Origin of the sequence: Azotobacter chroococcum, assembly GCF_004339665.1 — a bacterium.
Classification (GTDB): domain Bacteria; phylum Pseudomonadota; class Gammaproteobacteria; order Pseudomonadales; family Pseudomonadaceae; genus Azotobacter; species Azotobacter chroococcum.
The window spans coordinates 9,103-32,199 of sequence record NZ_SMMU01000016.1; the positions used below are offsets into that span (position 1 = coordinate 9,103).

12 protein-coding genes are annotated in these 23,097 nt (G+C 66.3%); 4 read left to right on the top strand and 8 right to left on the bottom strand.

Features of this window, described 5'->3' with window-relative positions:
- Positions 1-228: 228 nt before the first annotated feature.
- The 5 genes from recD to EV691_RS14215 form a co-directional block, all read right to left on the bottom strand.
- Complete coding sequence (recD, locus tag EV691_RS14195; RefSeq protein ID WP_131297570.1) at positions 229-2,316, bottom strand: exodeoxyribonuclease V subunit alpha; 2,088 nt, start codon at positions 2,314-2,316, stop codon at positions 229-231.
- Positions 2,313-5,978 (bottom strand): exodeoxyribonuclease V subunit beta, encoded by a 3,666-nt coding sequence (recB, locus tag EV691_RS14200; protein ID WP_131297569.1) that lies wholly within the window; start codon positions 5,976-5,978, stop codon positions 2,313-2,315. The genes recD and recB overlap by 4 nt, the downstream gene beginning before the upstream one ends.
- The gene (gene recC / locus EV691_RS14205; protein WP_131297568.1) at positions 5,975-9,460 is read right to left on the bottom strand and encodes an exodeoxyribonuclease V subunit gamma; all 3,486 of its coding nucleotides are present in this window, start codon (positions 9,458-9,460) and stop codon (positions 5,975-5,977) included. Before recC ends, recB begins: the two co-directional genes overlap by 4 nt.
- 149 nt (positions 9,461-9,609) lie before the next feature.
- Positions 9,610-10,944, bottom strand: a complete 1,335-nt coding sequence (gene nhaA, locus EV691_RS14210) for a Na+/H+ antiporter NhaA (protein WP_131297567.1) — start codon at positions 10,942-10,944, stop codon at positions 9,610-9,612.
- A 183-nt stretch (positions 10,945-11,127) separates the two neighbouring features.
- Positions 11,128-11,448: an Arc family DNA-binding protein gene (locus EV691_RS14215; protein ID WP_131297566.1), complete on the bottom strand. Its 321-nt coding sequence runs from the start codon at positions 11,446-11,448 to the stop codon at positions 11,128-11,130.
- Positions 11,449-11,730: 282 nt separating this feature from the next.
- On the opposite strand from EV691_RS14215, the gene trhA reads away from it, so the two are divergent.
- Entirely contained in the window at positions 11,731-12,348 is a 618-nt protein-coding gene (gene trhA / locus EV691_RS14220) for a PAQR family membrane homeostasis protein TrhA (RefSeq protein WP_131297565.1), read from the top strand.
- Positions 12,349-12,583: 235 nt separating this feature from the next.
- On the opposite strand, the gene EV691_RS14225 is transcribed toward trhA, so the two are convergent.
- On the bottom strand, positions 12,584-14,605 hold the full coding sequence (locus EV691_RS14225) for a glycoside hydrolase family 97 protein (protein ID WP_131297564.1): 2,022 nt from the start codon (positions 14,603-14,605) through the stop codon (positions 12,584-12,586).
- A 574-nt stretch (positions 14,606-15,179) separates the two neighbouring features.
- Complete coding sequence (locus EV691_RS14230; protein WP_131297563.1) at positions 15,180-16,799, bottom strand: carbohydrate porin; 1,620 nt, start codon at positions 16,797-16,799, stop codon at positions 15,180-15,182.
- Between the two features lie 263 nt (positions 16,800-17,062).
- Between EV691_RS14230 and EV691_RS14235 the strand changes: the two genes are divergently transcribed.
- Positions 17,063-18,346 (top strand): MFS transporter, encoded by a 1,284-nt coding sequence (locus EV691_RS14235; protein WP_131297562.1) that lies wholly within the window; start codon positions 17,063-17,065, stop codon positions 18,344-18,346.
- A 97-nt stretch (positions 18,347-18,443) separates the two neighbouring features.
- Positions 18,444-19,928 carry a glycoside hydrolase family 32 protein gene (locus EV691_RS14240; RefSeq protein WP_131297561.1) on the top strand — a complete coding sequence of 495 codons (1,485 nt, stop codon included), beginning with the start codon at positions 18,444-18,446 and terminating at the stop codon, positions 19,926-19,928.
- A gap of 156 nt (positions 19,929-20,084) precedes the next feature.
- On the opposite strand, the gene EV691_RS14245 is transcribed toward EV691_RS14240, so the two are convergent.
- Positions 20,085-21,281: a substrate-binding domain-containing protein gene (locus tag EV691_RS14245; protein WP_207390144.1), complete on the bottom strand. Its 1,197-nt coding sequence runs from the start codon at positions 21,279-21,281 to the stop codon at positions 20,085-20,087.
- On the opposite strand from EV691_RS14245, the gene EV691_RS14250 reads away from it, so the two are divergent.
- Positions 21,262-22,998, top strand: coding sequence for a glycoside hydrolase family 13 protein (locus EV691_RS14250; RefSeq protein WP_279388880.1), 1,737 nt, complete (start codon positions 21,262-21,264; stop codon positions 22,996-22,998). The genes EV691_RS14245 and EV691_RS14250 overlap by 20 nt on opposite strands.
- The last annotated feature ends 99 nt before the right edge of the window (positions 22,999-23,097 follow it).

The window sequence follows — 23,097 nt, forward strand, 5'->3', positions numbered from 1 at the left end:
TCCGGGTACACTGCAGATGGTCATCACTGTGAGCTTTCTGCTTCCATAGCACGCCGGCATGTTGTCCTCCAGCAGCATCGCCGGCATTTTCTTTTGTCGGCCACCGCCCACGCGCCTTCCCCCTCTCCTCGGCCGCTCCTGCCACGCCGCACAGTTCGTCGCCGGGGCTGACCACCAGTCACCAGCCACCAGTACACCCGCTTCCGATTCCGGTAGCAGTCTCCCTGCTCATCCAGGCATCGCTCTCTCCCTCAACGCCTCCACCAGCCCGCTTCTCCGCTCCACCTGCCGCCTGACCGCCTCGTCGAACACGCTGCTGCGGCTTTCGATCAGGCTGAACCAGTGCCGCGCGCGGGTGATGCCGGTGTAGACCAGTTCCTTGGTCAGCACCGGGTTGAGGGTGTCGGGGAGGATCAGCGCGGTGTGGGCGAATTCCGAGCCCTGGGATTTGTGCACGGTCATGGCGAACACCGTCTCCACCGCGCTCAGGCGGCTGGGCAGGATGTAGCGCAGCCCATCCGAGCCGTCGTTGCGCGGGAAGACCACGCGCAGCACCGTCTGCGCCGGCGCGTCGGGCTCGGGCAGGCGCAGGGCGATGCCGATGTCGCCGTTCATCAGGCCCAGGCTGTAGTCGTTGCGAGTCATCAGCACCGGACGCCCTTCGTACCAGCCCTGGTCGCCCTCGAGCAGGCCGCGCCGGTGCAGGGCCGCGGCGATCCGCGGGTTGAGCCCTTCCACGCCCCAAGGTCCCTTGCGCACGGCGCAGAGCAGCTGGAATTCGTCGAAGGCCTTGAGCACCGCTGCTGCCCAGTTCTTCCAGTCCACATGGTCGGGCGGGCAGTCGGCGGCCGGGCGCTTCTCGCGCAGCAGCTCGAGGTAATGGGCGTAGCCCTGCGGCCTGGCCTGGCCCTGCATCGGCAGGCCGCCGAGCAGCAGGCGCTCCAGCGCTGCATCCTCCTCGCCGCGCAGGCGCAGCACGTGCAGGTCGCGGCCGCCTTCGGCGAGGATGGTCCGCGCGCCGGCCGCATCGCGACAGTTGACCGCGCGGGCCAAGCGACCGATGCCCGAGCCGCTGCCGAAGCGCCGCGAGTGGCGCAGCATCACGGTGCGCTGGGCCAGCGGCTGGCGCCCGGCGTCGCCTTCCCGCAAGGCGGGGTCGGCGAGGGTTTCGCCGCCGACCGCCTCCAGCCAGGCGCGGGTGTCGGCGCCGTAGAAGCCGCCCTCGGCGTCGCGGCACAGATCGCCGAGCAGCGCGCCGGCCTCCACCGAGGCGAGCTGGTCCTTGTCGCCGAGGAGGATCAGCCGGGCGTGGCGCGGCAGGGCGGCGAGCAAGCAGGCCATCATCTCCAGATCGATCATCGACGCCTCGTCGACCACCAGCACGTCGAGCGGCAGAGGGTTGCCGGCGTGGTGGCGGAAGTGGCGGCTGTCCGGCAGGCTGCCGAGCAGCCGGTGCAGGGTGGTGACCTCGCTGGGAATGGCCTTTTTCACCGAGTTATCCACATCCAGCGAGGCGATCTGAACGCCGATGGATTCGGTCAGCCGCGCGGCGGCCTTGCCGGTCGGTGCGGCGAGGCGGATGCGTAGCGCCTGGCCGGCGGCCAGCGCCGGGGCCTGCAACAGCGCCAGCAGGCGCACCACGGTGGTGGTCTTGCCGGTGCCGGGGCCGCCGGTGATCAGGCTGAAGCTGCCGCGCGCGGCCAGGGCGCAGGCGAGCTTCTGCCAGTCGGTCTGGCGCTCGCCGTCGACCAGCAGCGGCTCGGGGAAGAGCTGGCCCAGGCTATGGGAAAGATCTGCCGGCAGCGCCGGCGCGTCGTTCAGCCGCGCGCCGATCGCCGCGGCCACCGCGCGCTCGTAGTTCCAGTAGCGGCGCAGGTAGAGGCGCTCGCCGGCGAGCACCAGCGGCGCCTCCTCGCCCGCGCCGTCGAGCGCCACCAGGCGGCTGGCGGCCAGCGCCGCCCGCCACTGCGCCAGCTCGACGCCGGCGAGGATCTCCGAGGGCAGCAGGCTGGCGCGCGCGGCGTCCTCGCCTTCCGGCGGCAGCGACAGGGCGAAGTCCGGGCTGGCCAGGGTCGCCGCCAGATCCAGGCAGACGTGGCCGTGGCCGAGCTGGTGGCTGGCCAGGGCGGCAGCGAGCAGCGCCAGCGGCGGGCAGTTGTCGTCCAGTTCGCGGAAGAAGCCGGCCAGCGCGCGGTCGAGGGCGCGCAGCCAGCCGCGCTCGACCCAGGCGTCGAGCAGCGCCAGCAGGCCGGCGGCGTCGTGCAGTTCGGCGGCCGGCGCCGCTTCGCCCATCAGCAGGGACAGTTGTTCGCTCATGCCAGGGCCTCCGCTTTCTCACCCTTGAACAGCGCATCCAGCGCCTCGATCAGTTCGCGCGGCGGGCGGGCATGGTGGATGCCCTGCCCCGCCGTGCGGCTGCCGCGCAGGAACAGATAGAGCGCGCCGCCCAGGTGCTCGTCGTAGTCGTAGCCGGGCAGGCGCGCCTGCAGCTGGCGGTGCAGCGCCAGCAGATAGAGCACGTACTGCAGGTCGTAGCGATGGCTGGCGACCGCCGCCGCCATCGCCTCGGCGGTGTAGGCGGCGTCGCCCTCGCCCAGCCAGTTGGACTTGTAGTCGAGCAGGTAGTAGCGCCCGCCGTGCTCGAACACCAGGTCGATGAAGCCCTTGAACATGCCGTTGAGCCGGTCTTTGGTCAGCGCCGGACGCAACCTGCCGGGCAGCACATGGCGCTGCACCAGGGTGTCGATCCGGCGCACGTCGACCTGGCGCGCCTCGAACCAGAACTCCAGCTCCGGCTGGTACTGGCGCAGTCCGGCCAGCGCGGCGCGCTCGCCAGCGCCGAGCGCCAGGGGCGTGGTCAGGAGCTCGAGCAGCCAGTCGGCCAGCGGCTCGATCCACTCGGTCATGCCACGCAGCTGGCAGCGCCGGGCGATCAGCTCGCGCAGCCGCGCAGGTCTTTCGGCCAGCGCGGCGAAGCCCTCGCTACCGGCCATTTCCAGCAGGCCGTGGAGGAAGGTGCCGGGATTGGGGCCGCGCGGGAAACGGTGCAGGGTCGGCGTTTCGCCCGCGCGCAGCGGCACGAACACGCTCACGCGCTCGTCGTCGGCGGCCTTCTGCGCCGCCGGGCTGTCCGGCGCGGCGTCGTCGAAGCGGCTGGCGACGACTGCCTCGGTCGCGCCGGTCTGCAGGGCGCTGTAGGAGGCGATCCACCAGTGCTCGGCGGCGCGCCGCGCCGGGGTGCGCCAGTGCGGCTCGGCCTTGGCGGCCAACTGCTCGCGGAAGGCTTCATGGCCGACCTCCGGCGCCGCCAGCACGCAGCTTTCACCCGCCACGTCGAGCGGCGCCAGCCACTGCTCCAGCGCAGCCGTGTCGGCCAGCGGTGCGCCGCCGCCGAGCAGATAGCCGAGCGCCGAGTCGTGCAGGCGCGACTGCCTGGCGTTGCCGGCCTTGAGGTCGGCGATGCCCAGCCAGCAGGCGTGGCAGGCGCGGGTCAGGGCCACGTAGAGCAGGCGCAGCTCCTCGCCGAGACGCTCGCGGTCGGCCAGCGCCACCTCCTCCGCACCGGGGCTCAGCACCAGCCGGCGGCGCTCACCGTCGTGCACCTGCAGCGGCTGGCCGCCCTCCACCGCGCGGAAGGCACAGACGAACGGCAGGAACACCAGCGGGTATTCGAGGCCCTTGGACTTGTGGATGGTCACCACCCGCACCAGCGCCGCGTCGCTCTCCAGGCGCAGCACCTGCTCCTCGGCAGCCTGGATCTCGCCGGCCAGCAGCTCGGACAGGTGGCGGATCAGCGCCTGCTCTCCGTCCAGCTCGACGGCGGCGCGCTGCAGCAGCTCGGCCAGGTGCAGCAGGTTGGTCAGCGCGCGCTCGCCGTCGGGGCGTGCCATCAGCCGCTGCGGCAGGTCGAAGTCGTGCAAGAGCTGATGGAGCATCGGCAGCACGCCCTGGCGCTGCCAGCGCTGGCGGTAGCCGCGAAACTGCATGACGCGCCGCTCCCAGATGCGCTCGTCCTGGTTCAGCCGCTCCAGCTCGGCCAGTTCGAGGCCCAGGCTGCGGCTGGCCAGCGCGGCGCGCAGCGGGCGGTCGACGTCCGGCTCGGCGCAGGCGCGCAGCCAGAGCAGCAGGTCGCGCGCCTCGGGGCTGGCGAACACCGAATCCTTGTCCGACAGGTAGACGCTGCGCACCCCGCGCGCGGCGAGCTCGCCGCGGATCGCCTCGGCTTCCTTGAAATTGCGCACCAGGATGGCAATGTCGCTGGGGCACAGCGGCTGCAGCCGGCCGTCCCGGGCGAAGCCCGCCTTGCCCTGCTGGCCGAGGGTCAGCAGGCGGGCGATCTCGGTGGCGGCGCGTCCGGCCATCTCGTTGCGATAGGCGCTGCCGGACAGCGGCGCCTCGCCCGCCAGATGCCAGAGCGTCAGCGCCGGCGGCGCGCTGCCCTCGACCTGCCAGAGCTCCTCGCGGCCCTTCGCGCCCACTTCGTGAAAGGGCAGCGGATTGGCCGCGCCCTCGCGGAACAGGAAGGCGCCGGACCCGGCCTCGCGCTGCTCGGCCAGCCGGAACACCCGATTGACCGCGGCGACCAGCGCATGACTGGAGCGGAAGTTGGTGTCCAGGTCGTAGTGGCGGCCGGCGGTGGCCTGGCGGGCGCGCAGGTAGGTGTGGATGTCGGCGCCGCGGAAGGCGTAGATCGCCTGCTTGGGATCGCCGATCAGGAACAGGCCGCCGTCGGCGCGGTTGGCCTGCACCTCGTAGATGCGGTCGAAGATGCGGTACTGCAGCGGGTCGGTGTCCTGGAACTCGTCGATCAGCGCCACCGGGAACTGGCCGCGGATCACTCCGGCCAGGCGCTCGCCGTTGTCGCCCTGCAGGGCGGCGTCGAGGCGAGTGAGCATGTCGTCGAAGCCCATTTCGGCGCGGCGGCGCTTCTCCTGCTCGAAGCGCCGGCAGACCCAGGCGGCGGCGTGGCGGCGGGCCGGCTCGTCGGGGCCGGGCAGCGCCTTCAGGCGGGCCGGCAGCTCGCGCATGGCCTCCAGCGCCGGGTGCCGCGGCGGCTCGCCCTTCCAGGCGTCGGCCAGGCCCTCGGGGGTCAGGCGGGTGAAGCCGGTGCCGAGGTCGAGGCCCGCCTCGTCGCCGGCGGCCCAGGCGCGCAGCTTCTCGCACCACGGCTGGTAGTAGCGTGCCTGGATCTTGCGCCCGTCCACCTGTTTGGCCTTCAGCGCCGCATCGAGCAGCGCCTCCAGCTCACCGGCCCAGGCGCCCCAGCCTTCCTTCAGCCGGGCCAGTTCGCCGGCCTGCGCGGCCAGCGCCCGCTCCAGCAGCGCGCCGAGCGCCTCGACCGGCAGCGGCTGCGCCTCGCCGAGCAGCGGGCGCAGCTTGTCCCTGAGCAGCGCATCGGGGTGCTGCCAGTGCTCCATCACCCAGCCCAGCGCCGCGCCGGAGAGCGGGTAGCAGTGCTGGCGCCAGTAGTCGCGCACCACCTCGGCCATCAGCTCGCCGTGGTCGGTCTCCAGGGTCTGGGTGAACAGGCTGCCGCTGTCGAAGGCGTGCTCGCGCAGCATGCGCTGGCACCAGCCGTGGATGGTCGACACCGCCGCCTCGTCCATCCACTGCGCGGCGATGTCCAGGCGCCGCGCACAGGCCGGCCAGCGTTCGGCAGCGAAGTCGCCGCGCAGTTGCCGGAGCAGTTCGTCGCCGTCTTCCTCGCCGCGAAACACCTTCGCCGCCTCGACCAGCCGCGCGCGGATGCGGTCGCGCAGCTCGCGGGTGGCGGCGTCGGTGAAGGTCACCACGAGGATCTCCGGCGGCAACAGCTCGCGGGCAAAGCCCGCCTCGCCGCCGTGGCCGAGCACCAGGCGCAGGTACAGGGCGGAGATGGTGAAGGTCTTGCCGGTGCCGGCGCTGGCCTCGATCAGCCGGCTGCCGTGCAGCGGGAAACGCAGCGCCAGCGGGCGTGCGGGGGACGTCGGCTGGCTCATGCGCGGGCCTCCTCCGTGAGTTCTGCGGGCGGGTGATCGAGCAACGACCGGTACAGGTCGCGGCTCCACTCGGGGAAATCGCCGCTTGCGGTCAGCGCGTCGAAGGTCGGGTACTGGCGCGCCAGGCTGGCGCTGCCGGCCGCCTCGCCGCCGTGGTTGTAGCCGCCCTCGTAGGCCTTGCAGGCGGCCTCTCCGGCCTTCGCCTCGTCGTCCACATTGAGCAGCCAGGCGATGGCGGTATTCAGCGCCACCGGCAGCGGCGCCTCCAGACCGGCGCGCCAGGCTTCCAGCCACAGGCGCAGGATCGCCTGCGCCTTCGCCTGCTCGATGGGGGCGAACTTCAGGCTGGCATCCTCGCTGACCAGCAGGGTGGTCAGCGGCACGTCGCAGGCCGCGGCGGCGACATGCGCCACCCAGGGCCTGAGCAGGCGGTGCCATTTCCAGCCGTCCTTGCCGCGCCGGAGGTCGCCGGGCTGCAGCTCGATGCGCGCCAGCGCGCCGCCGGCATTGCGGCGCAGGCCACCGAGCCAGCCCTGCAGCTCGACGCCGGCATGCGCGAACTGCAAGGGTTTCGGCGAGTCCAGGCGTTCGGGCCAGTCCGCGCAGAGCGCCCGGTAGCGCCCGATCTGCTCCGGCAGCGGCTTCAGCACGGCCTCGCGCAGGCGCTCGCCGAAACCGGCCAGCGGCAGCCGGCCGCTGCGCTGCAGGCGCAGGGCGGCGGCCTCGAGCGCCGGCCCGACCTGCGCCGGGTCGTCCTCCAGGGCCAGAGTGGCGGCGTCCAGCAGGGTCTGGCGCAGCTGGTGCAGCTCCAGGCCGTCGAGGCCGAAGGGCTCCTCGTCGAGCTGCGCCTGCGCCTCTTCGTCCAGATGCACCTTGAGGCGCTGGGTGAAGAAGTGCTTGACCGGGTCGCGCAGGAAATTCTGCAGGGTCTCCAGGGCCAGCGCGCCGTCCGGCTCGAACGGCGGCAGCGCCTGCGCCGCCCCGGCCGGCCCGTCCTGGCGATGCAGCGCCGCCCATTCGCGGGCGTAGCTGAACAGCGCACCGTCGCCCGCGAAATAGCGGCGGCTGAACGGCTGCAACGGATGTTCGGTGGTCAGCGCTGCGAGCAGCTTTTTCGCTTTGTCAGCCTCTGGATCGCTCGCGTCATAGTATTCCTCCCGCAAACGCCAGCCGCTGGCGGCATGGTCGCGCAGCTGGCCGAGCAGCACCGAGGCCGGCCGCTCGCAGTTGTCGCGGATGCTGCGCCCCACCCAGCTGATGTAGAGCTGCTCGCGGGCGGCGAGCAGCGCCTCGAGCAGCAGGTAGCGGTCGTCCTCGCGGCGCGAGCGGTCGCCCGGGCGGTAATCGCCGGCCATCAGGTCGAAATCCAGCGGCGTCACGCTGCGCGGGTAGTCGCCGTCGTTCATGCCGAGCAGGCAGACCATGCGGAACGGAATGGCGCGCATCGGCATCAGGGTGCAGAAGTTCACCGCGCCGGCCAGAAAGCGCTGGCTCAGGCGACCCTGATCCAGGGTGCCGAGCCAGGCCTCGCGGACCACGCTGAGCGGCAGGGGCTCCTCCAGAGCGACCCCGGCGCACAGCTCCAGCCATTCCTCCAGCGCCTCGCCGAGCTGGCCGAGCAGGGTCTGGTCGCGCTCGCTCTGCGCCAGGAAGAAGTCGCCGAGCATGGCCTGCAGGATGCGCCCCCACTCCGCCGGCGCGGCAGGCTTGGCCAGGCGCCGGTGCAGGGCGTCGAGGGCGTCGAGCAGCTGCACCAGCGGGCCGATCAGCGCGGCGTCCAGCCCGCCGATCTCGTCGAAGGGCTCGATGCCGGCGCAGGGCGCGCCGCGGCCCACCGCGTAGCCGAGCAGCATGCGGCGCAGGCCGAAGCGCCAGGTGTTCTGCTCCAGGTTCGCCGGCAGGCCGAGGCCGGCGCGGCGCTCGGCGTCCAGGCCCCAGCGGATGCCGGCGCCCTCGATCCAGCGGCGCAGGGTCGGCAGCTCGCTCGCCTCGATGGCGAAGCGCGCGCGCAGCGCCGGCACGTCGAGCAGGTCGAGCACCTCGCTGACGGTCAGCCGGCCTTCCGGCAATCTCAGCAGCTGTTCGACGGCAATCGGCAGCGGATCGCAGCCGCGCTGCCCCTGGTCGGCGAGGGTGAAGGGGATGTAGCGGTCGTCGTCCTGGGCGTACTGGCCGAACACCGCCTGGATGTGCGGCGCGTAGGCGTTGACGTCCGGGACCATGACGATCACCTCGCGCGGGCGCAGGCTCGGGTCGGCGGCGAAGCGGTCCAGCAGCTGGTCGTGGAGGATCTCGACTTCGCGCTGGGCGCTGTGGGCGATGTGAAAGCGCAGCGAGCGGTCGGCCCCGGGATCGACCGGCGGCCACGCCTGGCGGGTTTCCTCCAGGGTGCGCAGGTGGAGGATGTCGTCCTGCAGCTGGCCGAGCAGGTGCGTGGTGTCGCCCGCGCCGAACAGGTCGATGCGCCCGCCGAGGATGGCGAAGCGCTCGCGGTAGTGCTCGGGGTCGTCGTGCATGTCGAGCAGGTTGATGTAGTCGCGGCCCTGCTTGCCCCAGGCGGCCAGGAGCGGATGGGCGTGCTGGTGCAGGTCCTCGGCGGACAGCCCCGGCGCCAGGCCGCCCTTGCGCTGCTGGCGGCGGTACTGGTGGCGCAGCAGGTCCTGGTCGGGAACGATGTCGCCCCAGTGGTACTGGCAGGGGTTGTGCACGCAGAGCAGCACCTGGCTGAAGCGCGCCAGGGTGGCCAGCGCCTCGAGGGTCTGCGCCGGCAGCGAGGAGATGCCGAACACGATGACCCGGCGCGGCAGGCCGGGCGGCGCCGCCTCGAGCGTGCGCAGGCGCTCGACGAAGCGCAGGTGCACGCCGGCGCGGCTGGCGGCCAGCGCCTGGCGGCCGACGTCCTCGAGCAGGGCGCGCCACAGCGCCGGCTGCCAGCGCACCGCCTCGTCCAGCGGCCTCGCGCCCTGCCGCGAGGTGCGCAGCTGGTCGCGGCCCTCGGCCCAGTCGGCCAGCCAGTCGGCGCGGTACACCTGGTACTGGTCGAACAGGTCGGCCAGGCGCTCGGCCAGCTGGTGGCGCTTGCGTAGGTCGGCGTCGCCTTCGAGGAAGCGGCGCAGCGGGGCGAACGCCTCGCCCTGCAAAAGGCCCGGCAGCAGGCGCATCAGCCGCCAGGTCAGCGGCGCCTTGTCGAGCGGCGACTCCAGGGGGATGTCGGCGCCGCCCAAGAGCGCGCGATAGCTGCGCCAGAGAAAGCGCGCCGGCAGCTCGACCTGGATCGCCGCGGCGATGCCGCAGCTGTCCTGCCCGGCCAGCGCCAGCTTCAGCCACTGGGCGATGCCGTTGCTCTGCACCAGCACCACCTCGTTCTCCAGCGGCGCCAGCGGATGCAGCCGCATCCACTCCACCACCAGCTCGCGCAGCTCCTCCAGGCGGTTGCCGTGCACCACCATCAGACCCGGCGTCAGCCCCTCGTCACCCTGCATGCCCTGCTCCCTTGTGCAAAGAAGGGCGACATTGTGCCACTCGAGGACGACAGCGGGTGTCGCGCCCGACCGCCGCCGGCGAAGGGGAAACGGGCGGTCGCGCCGGCACGGACCGGCCGCCAGGCGTGCGATTGCCTGTCCCGTGCGCCTCAGGAGGCGCGGTTCTTCTGGCGGGTCACCCGGAACAGGAAGGCGAGACCCACGGCGGCGGAAAAGAGCGAGGCGAGGAAGATGCCCAGTTTGGCCTGATCGAGCAGGCTCCTGTCGAACGCCAGGTTGCTGATGAACAGCGCCATGGTGAAGCCGATCCCGGCGAGGATGCCGCCGCCGGCCAGCAGCTTCCACTCAAGCTCGGGGGGCCTCATCGCGCCCAGGCGCAGCGCCAGCCAGGTGAAGGCCAGGATGCCGGCGGGCTTGCCGAGCGCGAAGCCGACGAACACCGCGACGCTGATGGAGCCGCCGAGATCGCCCGGGGACAGCGACACCCCGGCGTTGGCGAAGGCGAAGAGCGGCATGACCAGATAGGCTACCCACGGATGCAGGGCGATCTGGATCCGTTCGGCCGGCGCCAGGGTTTCGCGCGCCGCGGTTTCCGCCAGACGCAAGGACTGCCGGTCCCGGGTGTCCCCGCTCCCTTCATTGCCGGCCGGATACGCGATGACTCGATCCAGAATGCCATACAGGCGCTCGTCGCTGACCCACCGGCCGGTGGGGGTCATCAACCCCAGGAGCACGCCGCTGATCGTCGCATGGACTCCGGAGCGGTCGACGGCGAACCAGATGAAGACGCCCGCCAGGATGTAGAGCGCAATGCTGCGAATGCCGACGAGGGCCATCAGGCGAACCACCGCGAGACCCACGACGGCGAAAGCCAGCGCACTCCAGGACAGGTCATGGCCATAGCCGATGGCGACCACCAGGATGGCGCCGATGTCGTCGACGATCGCCAGCGACAGCATGAATACCCGCAGGCTTTGCGGAATGCGCGACTTCAGCAGCGCCAGGCAGCCGATCACGAAGGCGGTGTCGGTGGACATGACCACACCCCAGCCCGCCTCGCCGGGCTGACCCGACTGCAGGAGCAGGTACAGCGCCGCCGGTACTGCCATGCCCCCCAGAGCCGCCGAGACCGACAAGGCGGCCATGCGCGGCTGACGCAATTCGCCCAGCACCAGCTCCCGCTTGAGCTCCACGGCGACGAGGAAGAAGAACAGGGTCATCAGCCCGTCACCGATCCAGTCTTTCATGGAGCGGACAAACGCCAGCGAGCCGATCTGCAGCCCCATGGGGGTTTCCCATACGCCCAGAAAGGCCTCGGCCCAGGGTGAATTGGCAAGCCCCACGGCAGCGACCGTGAAGAACAGCAGAACGGCAGCGGCGACGGCCTCGATGCGCAGGAAGCGGGCCAGCGGTCTGGTCAGCCGCTGAACGGATTCATGGGGCAGCCGGGAGAAATCGGAGCGTCCCTGCGGGTCTTCGGGCATGACGCGAGTCCTCGGATGGTGGCTCAGGCGGTTGGGACTCTACCGGAGCGCTTTCGCCTGGCTGGAGAGGTGCAGGCGGCTCGGGCATCGCGTCTGGATTTGAACCGACGGGACCTCAAGGCTATGCGGATCGCGGCCGACATGGCGGCGGCAATCGCCGAGGCGCTGATCCAAGTGAGGATATTACCTGGGCTTGTTCTCTTCCGGGGAGAGAGGCGCAGCCTGCTTGGCATTCAATACTTTTTGAGCTTCCTGAAGGGCGTTTTTTACCTCGTTGAGATCTTCGGCAGCACTAAGGCCGGCCTGCAGCACGGCGCCAAGCTCGACCATCAGCGCGTCCCGGGCGGCCTTGGCTTCGACGATATCCTCGTTGGCGAAGGTTTCCTCCAGGCGGGCGACGATCTCGGCCGTCGCCGATCGATTATTGTCTCTGGCAGCCTCCATGAGTTTGACTTTCAGCTCTTCCGGAAGGCGGAGGTTGAAGTGCGGGTCTGTGTCGCTCATGCGTGACCTCGATCTGAATAGCGTTTGCAGGGCCACTCCCTGGGGTTGGACGCCCGCGTGTGCAGGAGTTCCCCATCCCTGGCCTTTCCGTTCAGTATGGCAACCCGTGCCGGGAAACGCGGCCGGGCTGACCCGCGGTCCAGGCATGCGCAGTGCCCCTGGCTGGCGGTCAGGCAAGACCGGAGGCTGGTGGCTGCACTATTCTGTCCACAAAGGCCACTTACTGATGTCCAACCCCAGCGGATACCGATTGCTGAACGCATCGCCATCGAGGTGCTCGGTATGTATCACGGTGAAAGGTTCAACGCCTGGACCCATCTGGTCGGCGCGCTCCTGGCGCTGGTCGGCATGGTCTGGCTGCTGGTGGTGGCGAGCCTCGACGGCACGCCGCAGAAGATCGTCGCCAGCGCGATCTACGGCGCGACCCTGCTGTTGCTCTACAGCATCTCGACCATCTACCACAGCCTGCGCGGGCGAGCGAAGACGATCATGCGCAAGCTCGATCACCTGTCGATCTACCTGTTGATCGCCGGCAGCTACACGCCCTTCTGCCTGGTGACCCTGCCCGATGCCTGGGGCTGGTCGCTGCTGGCGATCATCTGGAGCCTCGCGCTGTTCGGCATGCTGCAGGAATTCAAGCCGCATTCCGAGGCGCGGGTTCTCTCGCTGGTGATCTATGCGGTGATGGGCTGGCTGATCCTGGTGGCGGTCAAGCCGCTGCTCGCTGCCCTGGGCAGTGCGGGCTTTACCTGGCTGCTGGCGGGCGGGATCGCCTACACCGTGGGGATCGTCTTCTTCGCCTTCGACAGCCGCTTCCGCCACTGGCACGGCATCTGGCACCTGTTCGTCATGGCCGGCAGCCTGCTGCACTTCGTGGCGATCTTCTTTTATGTGGTGTGAAGGGCAGGCTGATCCGGTCGGTTTCCGTGTTCAGCCAGAGAATCACCGGCCAGAGCCTGTCCCGGCGCGGCTTGGGCGACAACGCCGCAATCGCGGCCAGCAGGGGCCCGAGAAGGTCACTCGCATTCACGCCGACGATCCCGTTCGGAGAGAGGCAGCTTGAACAATTCCGTGGGTGGGTAATTGAGGAGGGAATTGCAAGCCCGAGTCACCCCGGGCTTGCCTATATATGGAGTTAAAGTTTGATAAAACGGATAGCGGTACCACCGCCAGGCTTCAGATCCAGGCTGAGCACAGTATCTCGACCAACGGTCTGGGAAACGATTTCGATCGCCTCGGGATTATCGCGCCAATCCGCGTTGGCAGCGTCGCGGTAGATCTCGGCACGGTATTGTGCAGCAGGTTCCAGGAACGATAGATCCACTGGCAACATTCTCGCCTCTTCATTTGTAATCGCGCCCAAGTACCAATCGCTGCTGTGTTTATCCTGACGCGCCATAATCAAGTACTGCCCGATCTCACCGGCGAGCGTTTTACTGTCTGACCAGTCCGTTGGTACGTCATCGATAAATTTGAAAGCAGGTTTGCCTTCATAATTTTCTGGCAGGTCTGCGGCCATTTGCAATGGGCTGTAAAGGGTGACATACAATGCCAACTGATTGGCCAAAGTGCTGGGCACGCGGTTGTTGGGTCGATGCTTTTTATAGTCGAACTTGAAAATACCCGGGGTAAAGTCGGTAGGGCCAGACAGACCGCGGGTAAAGGGAATGATCACCGTGTGATTTGGCAGGTTGCCCGTATCGGGGCTGCCGCCGTTGTATTCCATACCGCGCACACCCTCGCGTGTCATCAGGTTGGGGTAGGTACGACGCAGCCCAGTATCTTTAACGGTTTCGTGCGCATTCACCATGATGTTGTACTTGGCTGCCGTCTCGACAACTTTCTGGAAGTGGCGCACCATGAATTGCCCTTGATGCGACTCCTTGCCATCCAGGCGAGGACCTACATAGCCCATTTTCACAGATTGAATCCCCTGCTTTTTATAATAGGCAAAGGCTCGTTCCATCTGCTCCTCGTAATGCGCTACACCCGCTGCAGTTTCATGATGGCCAATCAAACGCAAACCCTTTGACTGGGCATACTCAGTCGCGGCGTCGATATCGAAGCCGACCACAGGCTCATCAAACACAAAGGTTGGCTTGCGATTCCACCACTCACCTTCCCAGCCCTTATTCCAGCCTTCGACCAGCACGCCGTCGATATCATGCTTGGCGGCAAAATCTATATACTGCTTGACGCGCTCCGTAGTCGCACCTTGATCCTCGCCAGGACTCCACGACTTGTTACCAATGTGCATCTCCCACCAAACACCCATGTATTTGCCCGGCTTCACATAGGATGAAACATCACCGAGCTTGTTCGGCTCGTTCAGATTCAACACCAAATCAGAATTGAGCAAATCAGCAGCGCTATCGGCGATTTGAATCGTGCGCCATGGTGTCTCCAGCGGTGTTTGCGCATAGACACGGGTTCCATCAGCCCAGGGAGCCAGATCCGCCTTGAGGGTAATGTGATTTTCGGCAGTGTTGCGCAGCGACATGCCGGCGTAGTCGATGAGCGCCGCTTCGTGCACAGCGATAGCTACATTATCCTCGACGCCGGTTAGAGTTAACGGTGTATGCGCCACATCGATACTGCTGAGCGCAGACTTTAGATATTGATACTCATAGTCCTGTTCACGGTGTGCAGGGATCCACCAGGCATTGAAATTCCGTGCAAAGGCAAATTCGGTCAATTCATCTTCAATGGAAAATTTATCCAGCTGCTCTTGCTTGGGTATGACATAGCGAAAACCGACACCGTCATCAAACGCGCGGAAAACCACTTCAAACTTGCGCTTCAGCCCTGTTTTTTCAGTCAAGTAGAGGTGTAGCTCATTGTGCTCGTCGCTCACGGTGGCACGCTCGCCCCAGACTGGTTGCCACTGCTTTCGCACTGTCTCCTTGTCTGCTTTTACAAGCTCCAGATCACCCGCCAGGTCGGGCTGGCCCTTTATCGCAAAGCCAAGCCTGGAGGGTTTGATAATAGCCTTATCGTTAAAGCTGATGGAGTACTCCAGGCCAGCAGGCTGGTTATTGACACTCACCCGAATGCGGCCATCCGGCGACAACAATTGCTGCTGATCAACCTGTTCGGCAAAGGCACCAAAGGTAGTGGATAACAAGAAAAAGGCTAACAGCTTATGGCGTGAAAACATCTGGACTTCCTATTGTTGACATTATTGGTGGTAACATGCCTGCTTCCTTGCGCATTGCTCTCCTAGGCAGGAACTCAATCTCGGAGCCGAAACAGTTTCCCAAATAAAAGTTGTAACCCGAGCATCGGAAATCTAGCTTGTAAATTATGGATGACTTTACTAATGGATGCTCCATTGCTGTTCTTTCTGGAACAGCGCGAAAGCATGTGAATAACTCTGAACGGGAAGCTGGAAGTGAAACTTCCCGTAACTCTGCAAGCCTTGGCAGGTAAAGCCATGGAAACCTCGACGCGGAAACAGCGCTTTCAGCTTTAGGGTCTATATTCATCACAAGCCTGATCTGTCATCCTTTCTTGTTGTTTTTGAACTTTTCCGGTCATAGAGGCCTTGATAAAGCTGTGGCCAGCATAATTCTTCACCGGCTAAGTTAACGTTAACTTAGCACTTGCAAATTTGTTTGCCAACCGGTTTTCATCGGGCACCGGTGCCAGAGTTTCTTCCTGAGTAGGGAAAAGGCCAGCCATGCCACACTGCAGAGTCGTGGCACCACAAATTGAACTTGTCATGAGCATGATTAGAACCAGGTCTCCATTTGCACCCCGAGCTGCCAAACACCACCGGATTTGAAACCCTTCTGCCCGAAATCGTCTGTTGTGCTGAAGTTATCGAGATCCTTGGACCAATTCATATAGGTGGCGAACAGGCGCAGTTCGGGACGGGTGAAGAATTCTCCAGTCTCCGCCTTGAAGGTCGGCGCGAAGGTGATCTTCCAGAAGTCGCCGTTGGCCGTTTGCCGGCCATCGTAACCACGCGCATCGAGGTCCATGGTCTGCCAGGTAAACTCGTAGAGCATTTCGAAGTTGCTGCTCAGCTCGTTGGCCAGCCGTACATTGAAGGTCAGATAGTTGTAGTCATCGTCGGGCACATACCGGTTCTTGCTCTTTTCGGCAATCAGGGCCGGCGCGATTCGCCAGTCGTCGTTCAGGCGGGTATGGCCATAAATCGCCAGGCGCAGCGTTTCGGCTTCATCGAGCAGTTCGCCATCGCCGCCGATGGTATTGACCTCCCCTCCCAGCCCCTTGCCGTACAGCAGCGCGGTCTTGAAGAAGCCTTCACCACCGAAAAAATCCGGCCGGTGATAGGCGAACATGCCATGCCAGCCCTTTTCACCGGGACTGAACCCCGCCTTGTTCACTCGGCTGTCCTCGTCGGATAGCTTCCTCTTGTCACCGTTCAGCTTGTCATTGTTCTGGCCCGAAGAAATCGCGCTCAGCATGAGTTGCCAGCGATCGTCATCGAAATACTGATTGAGAGTGGCGACATAAGTCCTGATGTCCTTGTTCGTCTCCGTGCCGAAATCGCCGTAGGAGCGACTCATCAGCGAGGCATTGAGGCGCCAGCCGTCGGTCGGCCGCACGTCGTAGATGCCGCCACCGGTTCCGGCCAGGAAAACAATGCCCCGGTCGAGCCAGTGGATGTCGTAATTGTCCCGGTCGAAGCGCTTGCCGGCCCAGATGGTGGCGTCGCGCAACATGGGAATGTCCTGGAACGACGCCAGATTGCCGAGTTCGGCATATACCTGGCGAACGTTGAGCGAGCTATCGCCCGAGGTCCAGTCGTTGGGGGTTTCCACCCCATCGGCGATCGCAAACATGTACTTCGAGCGCGTGCCGTTGCTGGCCTGGGTTTCCTTCGAGAATTTCGCCTCCACGTAGGTGTCGACCTCATTGCCCAGCCGGCCGACGGACCCACCTATCGAGCCGGCGGGGGTCACGTTGGGGCCACCACGACCGCCGCCGCTTCCATTGGTCATCATGCCGGAACGGGCATAGGCACCAAAGGAGAAGCCCTCCGTCAAGTCCTCGATCGAATCCACCGAAGACGCCAGTGTCGAGGTGCGGGTCTCCAGGGACTGCTGGCGCGCCTCGATCTGGGCGACTCGCTCGCTGAGCGACAGCTGTAATTGTGTGGGCAACGAGGAATTGACGGCGAACTGTCTGTCGAGCCGCTCGACCTCCCTGCGCAATCGAGCGGCATCGGCCTCGGCTGCCGCCGCCCGCCTCTCGGCGACGATGGTCCTGGCTTCGAGCCGGGCGAGACGCTCCTCGACGCTCGGCGCCGGTGCAGCAAGGAGATGGGTGGAGAGAAAAAGCAGGGAAAAGCCAGCCCAGGGGCGACAGGCCGCGGAATGCATGGGTAAACCTCTTGTTCTTGTAATAGGTACTGCCAGGACGCCTGCGAGCCGGCCATCCCCTCGCGCGCCGCAGGCGACCCGGAAGGCCCGGATCGGCAAGTCCCTGCTGCGCACCGGGCAACGGAAAGCGGCCCTTCGCTGCGTCCTCAACGCCTGTTCACGCTCCCCCGATCAAACGATTACGCTTGACAGCAAGCTGGCGGGAGTAGCGTAATACGCCTCGATGTTAACGTTACCTCCAATAAAAACAAGAGGGTTTTTTCATGCACCTCCCGTTCAAACGCGAGTACTGGCTGGTCAGTGGTCTGCTGTTCTTCTTCTTCTTCGCCTGGTCGTCGAGCTATTCGCTGTTCTCGATCTGGCTGCACCGGGTCATCGGCCTGAGCGGCACGGAAACCGGCTTCGTCTTCGCTGCCAACGCCATCGCCGCGCTGCTCATCCAGCCCTTCTACGGCGCCCTGCAGGATCGCCTGGGCCTGTCCCGGAAACTGCTGGTCTGGATCGGCGTGCTGCTCGCCTGCGCCGCGCCCTTCGCGATCCACGTCTACGCCGGCCTGCTGGCCCACAACGTGGTGCTCGGCGCCCTGGTCGGCGCCGCCTTCCTGGCCTTCGCCATGCTCGCCGGCGTGGGCGTCATCGAGTCCTACACCGAGCGGCTGTCGCGGCATGCCGGCTTCGAGTTCGGCACCACCCGGATGTGGGGCTCGCTGGGCTGGGCGGCCGCGACGGGTGTGGTCGGCGTGGTGTTCAACATCGACCCGGACATCGCCTTCTACATGAGCAGCGCCGCCGGCCTGGCGTTCCTGCTGATCCTCTCCCGGCTGGACATGGACGCCTTCAGGAACCACGAGGCGCAGGCCGGCGAGTCCGCGCCGGTACGCACCGCCGACATCCTGCAGCTGCTGCGCCTGCCGCGCTTCTGGGCGTTCAGCCTGTTCCTGACCGGGGTCGCCGGGGTCTACATGATCTACGAGCAGCAGTTCCCGGTGTATTTCGCCTCCTTCTTCCCCACCCCGGAGGAAGGCACCCGCGCCTACGGCTACCTGAACTCCTCGCAGGTGCTGGTCGAGGCCGTGCTCATGCTGTTCGCGCCCTGGGTGGTCGCCCGCACCGGCGCCAAGTACGGCCTGCTGCTGGCCGGCGCCATCATGTTCGTGCGCATCCTCGGCTCCGGGCTGGCCACCGAGGCCTGGACCGTCGGCGCCTGCAAGATGCTGCACGCCATAGAGGTGCCGATCCTGCTGGTCGCGGTGTTCAAGTACATCTCCGTCAACTTCGACGCGCGGCTGTCGGCCACGCTCTACCTGGTCAGTTTCCAGTTCGCCCAGCAGCTGACCGCCATGCTGCTGTCGCCGGCCGTGGGCTACGGCTACGACAAGGTCGGCTTCGCCAGCGTCTACCTGCTGCTGGCCGGCCTGGTCGGCGCCTGCCTGCTGCTGTCCTGGTCGCTGCTGCGCGCCGACCCGTCGCGCAAGACCGCCCGGGCGGCGGACAGCTCCCTGGAGCTGCCGGCCATCGCCCAGTCGGCCAACCACTACGAACCCTAGTGAGGAAAGGCCCCCACAAAAGCCACTTCGCGTCATCCGCGTCCCGGCGGGGATGACGCCCGCTCAAGACCTTCCCACGCACCTCAAGGATCACGACATGCCGGTTGACCTACTGGACGAGGCGCAGCGCGCCCTTGAAACAACCCTGCCCGAGCGCGGCGACGACTACCGCCTCGGCTACCACCTGTCGCCCCCGGCCGGCTGGATGAACGACCCGAACGGACTGGTGTATTTCCGCGGCGAGTACCATGTCTTCTACCAGCACCATCCGTATTCGCCCCAGTGGGGACCGATGTACTGGGGGCATGCCAGGAGCGCGGACCTGGTCCACTGGGAGCATCTGCCCATCGCCCTGGCCCCCGGCGACGCCTATGACCGGGACGGCTGCTTTTCCGGGTCGGCCGTGGTGGAGGGCGACACCCTGTACCTGATCTACACCGGGCACCGCTGGCTGGGCGAGCCGGGCAATGACGAGCACGGCATGCACCAGGTCCAGTGCCTGGCCAGCAGCACGGACGGCATCACCTTCACCAAGCACGGGGTGGTGATCGAAACGCCGCCGCATCCGGACATCATGCATTTCCGCGATCCCAAGGTCTGGCGGCGCGGCGACCACTGGTGGATGGCGCTCGGCGCCCGCCAGGGCGACGACCCGCAGCTGCTGCTCTATCGCTCCCGGGACCTGCGCCAATGGGAATGCCTCGGCCGCGCCCTGGAGGGCCGGCGGCAGCCCGACGGCTACATGTGGGAGTGCCCGGACCTGTTCGAGCTGGAGGGGCGCGACGTCTTCCTGTTCTCGCCGCAGGGCCTGGAGCCCGACGGCTACGAGCGCTGGAACCTGTTCCAGAACAGCTATCTCCTCGGCCGGCTGGGCGAGAACGCCTGCTTCGTCGCGGAGACCGAACTGCGCGAGATCGACCACGGCCACGACTTCTACGCGGCGCAGACCCTGCTGGCGCCGGACGGACGCCGCCTGCTCTGGGCCTGGATGGACATGTGGCAAAGCCCGATGCCGAGCCAGGCACACCACTGGTGCGGCGCGCTATCCCTGCCGCGCGAGCTGAGCCGCGACGGCGACCGGCTGCGCATGCGCCCGGCCCGCGAGCTGACGGCGCTGCGCCAGTCCCGGCAGGCGCTGGCGATCGGCACGCTCGAGGCGCAGAGCCGCAGGCTCGAGGTGCGCGGCGCCCTGCTGGAGCTCGAACTGGAACTGGAACTGGAGCTGACCGGCAGCACGGCCGAGCGCTTCGGGCTGGCCCTGCGCTGCAGCGACGACGAACGGGAGCGCACCCTGCTGTATTTCGACGCCATGGCCCGCCGTCTGGTGCTCGACCGCCAGCACTCGGGCGCCGGCGTGAGCGGCGTGCGCAGCGTGCCGGTGGCGCCGGGGCAGACGCGGATCGCCCTGCGGATCTTCCTCGATCGCTCGTCCATCGAGGTGTTCGTCGACGACGGCGCCTACACCCTGAGCAGCCGCATCTACCCGCGCCCCGACAGCCTAGGGGTGAGCGCTTTCGCCGTGAACGGGCGCGGGACGTTCGGCGAGGGCGCGGCCTGGAGCCTGGCCGACCTGAAGCTCTGAACGGTCCCCCTGGCGCCGTCCGTGCCGCCGGCTGTCGTGTTGGCTGCATGGGCACGGAGCCCGGGGTAGTCTGCTACGTGCCCGACGACGAGGACGGCCACCAGTACCGGGCCGTGCGCCAGGCGTTCGAGCGCGGCTATCGCCGCCGCTTGCATGCTAACCGAAAACGATGGGAGGACCGTCGGTCTCACCGGGGTCGATGTATGGCACCTTGAGCTGGTGCAACTGGTCGAGCGGCTTGCCCGCCAGCACGTCGACAACCAGATCGGCCAGCGCCTGGCCGGTCGATTCGCCGGTCGGCTGCATCACTGAGGTGACCTTGTAGGTCAACGGAATCTCGAAGGGAATGCTGTCGTATACGATCAGCGACAGGCCGCTACCCGGCTTCCAGCCACAGTCGCCAAGCGCTCGAAGAGCGCCAATCGCATTGTTGTCGACGAGCAGAGCCGTGGGCGGCTGTTGCATGGCAAGCAGTTTGCGAACCGCCTGGTAACCACCGGTACGGTCAGCCGGCGCCTCGACGATCAATTCGGGATCGGGTTCGATTCCGGCTGCGCACAGGGCCGCGACGAAGCCCGCATGACGCTGCATCGCGAAGTTCATCTCCAGCGGTGCGTGAACCAGGGCGATGCGGCGGTGGCCGAGCGCAAGCAGGCGCTCGGCTGCCAGGCGGCCGCCAGTTTCGTTGTCGAAGTCGAACCAGGCGTAGGGGATGCGGCTCTGCGTGCGGCCATAGGCGACGAAGGGGTAGTTCCGCTCCTGCAGAAGGCCTATGCGCGGATCATCGACCCGCGTGCGTGTCACGATCAACGCATCGACGCGTCGGCTGTCGATCAAACGGCGGTAGGTTTCGAGCTCGGCGTCGGGCCGCGCCGAATGAATCAGCAAGTCAAGGTTATGCTCGGCAAGCCGCTCGGTGATGCCGGACACGACCTCACCGAAACGGATGTCGCCGATGGTGCTTACGCTGAATGGAAAAACGATACCGATTGTGTCGGTGCGGCCGGTAGCAAGCTGGCGTGCTTGCGAGTTGGGCTGATAACCGAGCCTTTCCGCCGCCTCCATGACCCGCTGGCGGGTCCTTTCGCTGACTTCCGAGTAGCCATTGAGCGCCCGGCTTACAGTCGTTTGCGACAGTCCGAGCGACTCGGACAGCGTCTTCAGATTTACTTTCATATGCCCTGCTTCCGCCTGTTCCTGGCGCTGATCGACCGACATACGCCGGTCTGCCGAATGCGCAAAGTTTAATGATTTCCAAAGGGTCTCATCCCGGCGCTGAAAAATGTTTTCATCCAAAGCGCTTTCAATTAATATCCAAAGCGCTTTGGATAGCGTGCTCATCAGCAAACTCATACCAGAGATGCTTCACAGTTCCGTCGAATCTTTGGGACGAACAAAAAAATTAACGAGGGTTCTCATCGTGGAAACGAAATGGTGGCATAACGCCGTGGTGTATCAGATCTACCCACGCTCTTTCGCCGACGCCAATGGCGACGGCATCGGTGACCTCGCAGGCATCATCGGCAAGCTCGACTATTTGCAGACGCTGGGCATCAATGTGATCTGGTTGTCGCCAGTGTTCCGCTCGCCGATGGACGACCACGGCTACGACATCTCGGACTATTGCGACATCGCGCCGGAGTTCGGCACGCTCGCGGAGATGGAAGCGCTGATCGCCGAGGCCGCGCGGCGCGACATCCGTATCCTCATGGACTTGGTCGTCAACCACACTTCCGATGAGCATCCCTGGTTCATCGAGGCGCGCAAATCCAGGGACAACCCTTACCGCGACTACTACATATGGCGTGCCCCCCGCACTGATGGCTCCGCGCCGGACGAACAGCGCTCGAACTTCGGCGGCAGCGCCTGGGAATTCGACGCGACGACCGGCGAGTACTTCTTCCACCTGTTCTCGAAGCGTCAGCCGGACCTGAACTGGGCCAATCCACAGGTGCAGCAGGAAGTACACCAGATGATGAACTGGTGGCTGGACAAGGGCATCGGCGGCTTCCGCATGGACGTCATCGACTTGATCGGCAAGGAGGTCGATCGCGGCATCACGACCAACGGCCCGCACCTGCACCAGTTGCTGCAGGAGATGAACGCCGCGACCTTCGGCGAACGCGACGTGCTGACGGTCGGCGAGACCTGGGGCGTGACGCCGGAGATCGCCAGGCTGTATTCAGAGCCCGCCCGCCGCGAGTTGTCGATGGTGTTCCAGTTCGAGCACATCACCCTGACCTGGGACCAGCAGGACGGTAAATGGACGCCGCGCGCCTTCGACCTGCGCGAATTCAAGGGGGTCATCGGCAAGTGGCAGAGCGCTCTTGGCGACACTGGCTGGAACTCGCTGTTCTGGAACAACCATGACCTGCCGCGGGCGGTGTCGAGCTACGGCGATCCCGGCCGCTACCGGGTCGAGTCGGCGAAGATGCTCGCCACTGCGCTGCATTTTCTGAAGGGCACGCCCTACATCTATCAGGGCGAGGAAATCGGCATGACCAACGTGCGCTTTGAGTCGGTCGAGGATTACCAGGATGCCGAATCGCTCGGCCTATACCGCGAGCGCACCCTGGCGGGGGTATCGCACGAGGCGATGATGGAAGGCATCTACGCCAACAGCCGCGGCAACGCGCGCACGCCGATGCAGTGGGATGCGAGCGAGAATGCGGGCTTTTCGCACGCCGAGCCCTGGATGAAGGTCAATCCCAACTACCGCGAGATCAATGTTGCCACCGCGCTCGACGATCCGGGCTCGATCCTTCACCACTACCGCGTCCTGATCCGGCTGCGCAAGGAACGGCCGGTGATCGTCCATGGCGATTACCGGCCGCTCTTCGATGAGCATCCGCAGCTCTTCGCCTACGAGCGCCGCCTTGGCGACCAGCGCCTCGTGGTCATCAACAACTTTTCCGGGCAGCCGGTCGCGCTCGAGCTGCCGGCCAGTCTGCGCGGCCTCGCGGGCGAAAGCCTGGTGAGTAACTACGGGCCCCGCAACGTGCTCGGGCAGCACCTGACACTGCAGCCCTACGAGTCCTTTGCCATCGCGCTGGACACACAGACGACTTGACGCCCGTCCTGACAGCATCCATGACCATGACGCGGACCGCTGCGGGGTGTCCAGCGGAACCCGTTCGGTGCCGAAGCCGACCGGCGCCGGTTCCTCAGC

What these genes read in the sequence shown, in the direction of transcription:
- recD (WP_131297570.1), bottom strand. Translation starts at nt 2,316, where the DNA reads ATGAGCGAACAACTGTCCCTGCTGATGGGCGAAGCGGCGCCGGCCGCC.
- recB (WP_131297569.1), bottom strand. Translation starts at nt 5,978, where the DNA reads ATGAGCCAGCCGACGTCCCCCGCACGCCCGCTGGCGCTGCGTTTCCCG.
- recC (WP_131297568.1), bottom strand. Translation starts at nt 9,460, where the DNA reads ATGCAGGGTGACGAGGGGCTGACGCCGGGTCTGATGGTGGTGCACGGC.
- nhaA (WP_131297567.1), bottom strand. Translation starts at nt 10,944, where the DNA reads ATGCCCGAAGACCCGCAGGGACGCTCCGATTTCTCCCGGCTGCCCCAT.
- EV691_RS14215 (WP_131297566.1), bottom strand. Translation starts at nt 11,448, where the DNA reads ATGAGCGACACAGACCCGCACTTCAACCTCCGCCTTCCGGAAGAGCTG.
- trhA (WP_131297565.1), top strand. Translation starts at nt 11,731, where the DNA reads ATGTATCACGGTGAAAGGTTCAACGCCTGGACCCATCTGGTCGGCGCG.
- EV691_RS14225 (WP_131297564.1), bottom strand. Translation starts at nt 14,605, where the DNA reads ATGTTTTCACGCCATAAGCTGTTAGCCTTTTTCTTGTTATCCACTACC.
- EV691_RS14230 (WP_131297563.1), bottom strand. Translation starts at nt 16,799, where the DNA reads ATGCATTCCGCGGCCTGTCGCCCCTGGGCTGGCTTTTCCCTGCTTTTT.
- EV691_RS14235 (WP_131297562.1), top strand. Translation starts at nt 17,063, where the DNA reads ATGCACCTCCCGTTCAAACGCGAGTACTGGCTGGTCAGTGGTCTGCTG.
- EV691_RS14240 (WP_131297561.1), top strand. Translation starts at nt 18,444, where the DNA reads ATGCCGGTTGACCTACTGGACGAGGCGCAGCGCGCCCTTGAAACAACC.
- EV691_RS14245 (WP_207390144.1), bottom strand. Translation starts at nt 21,281, where the DNA reads ATGAGTTTGCTGATGAGCACGCTATCCAAAGCGCTTTGGATATTAATT.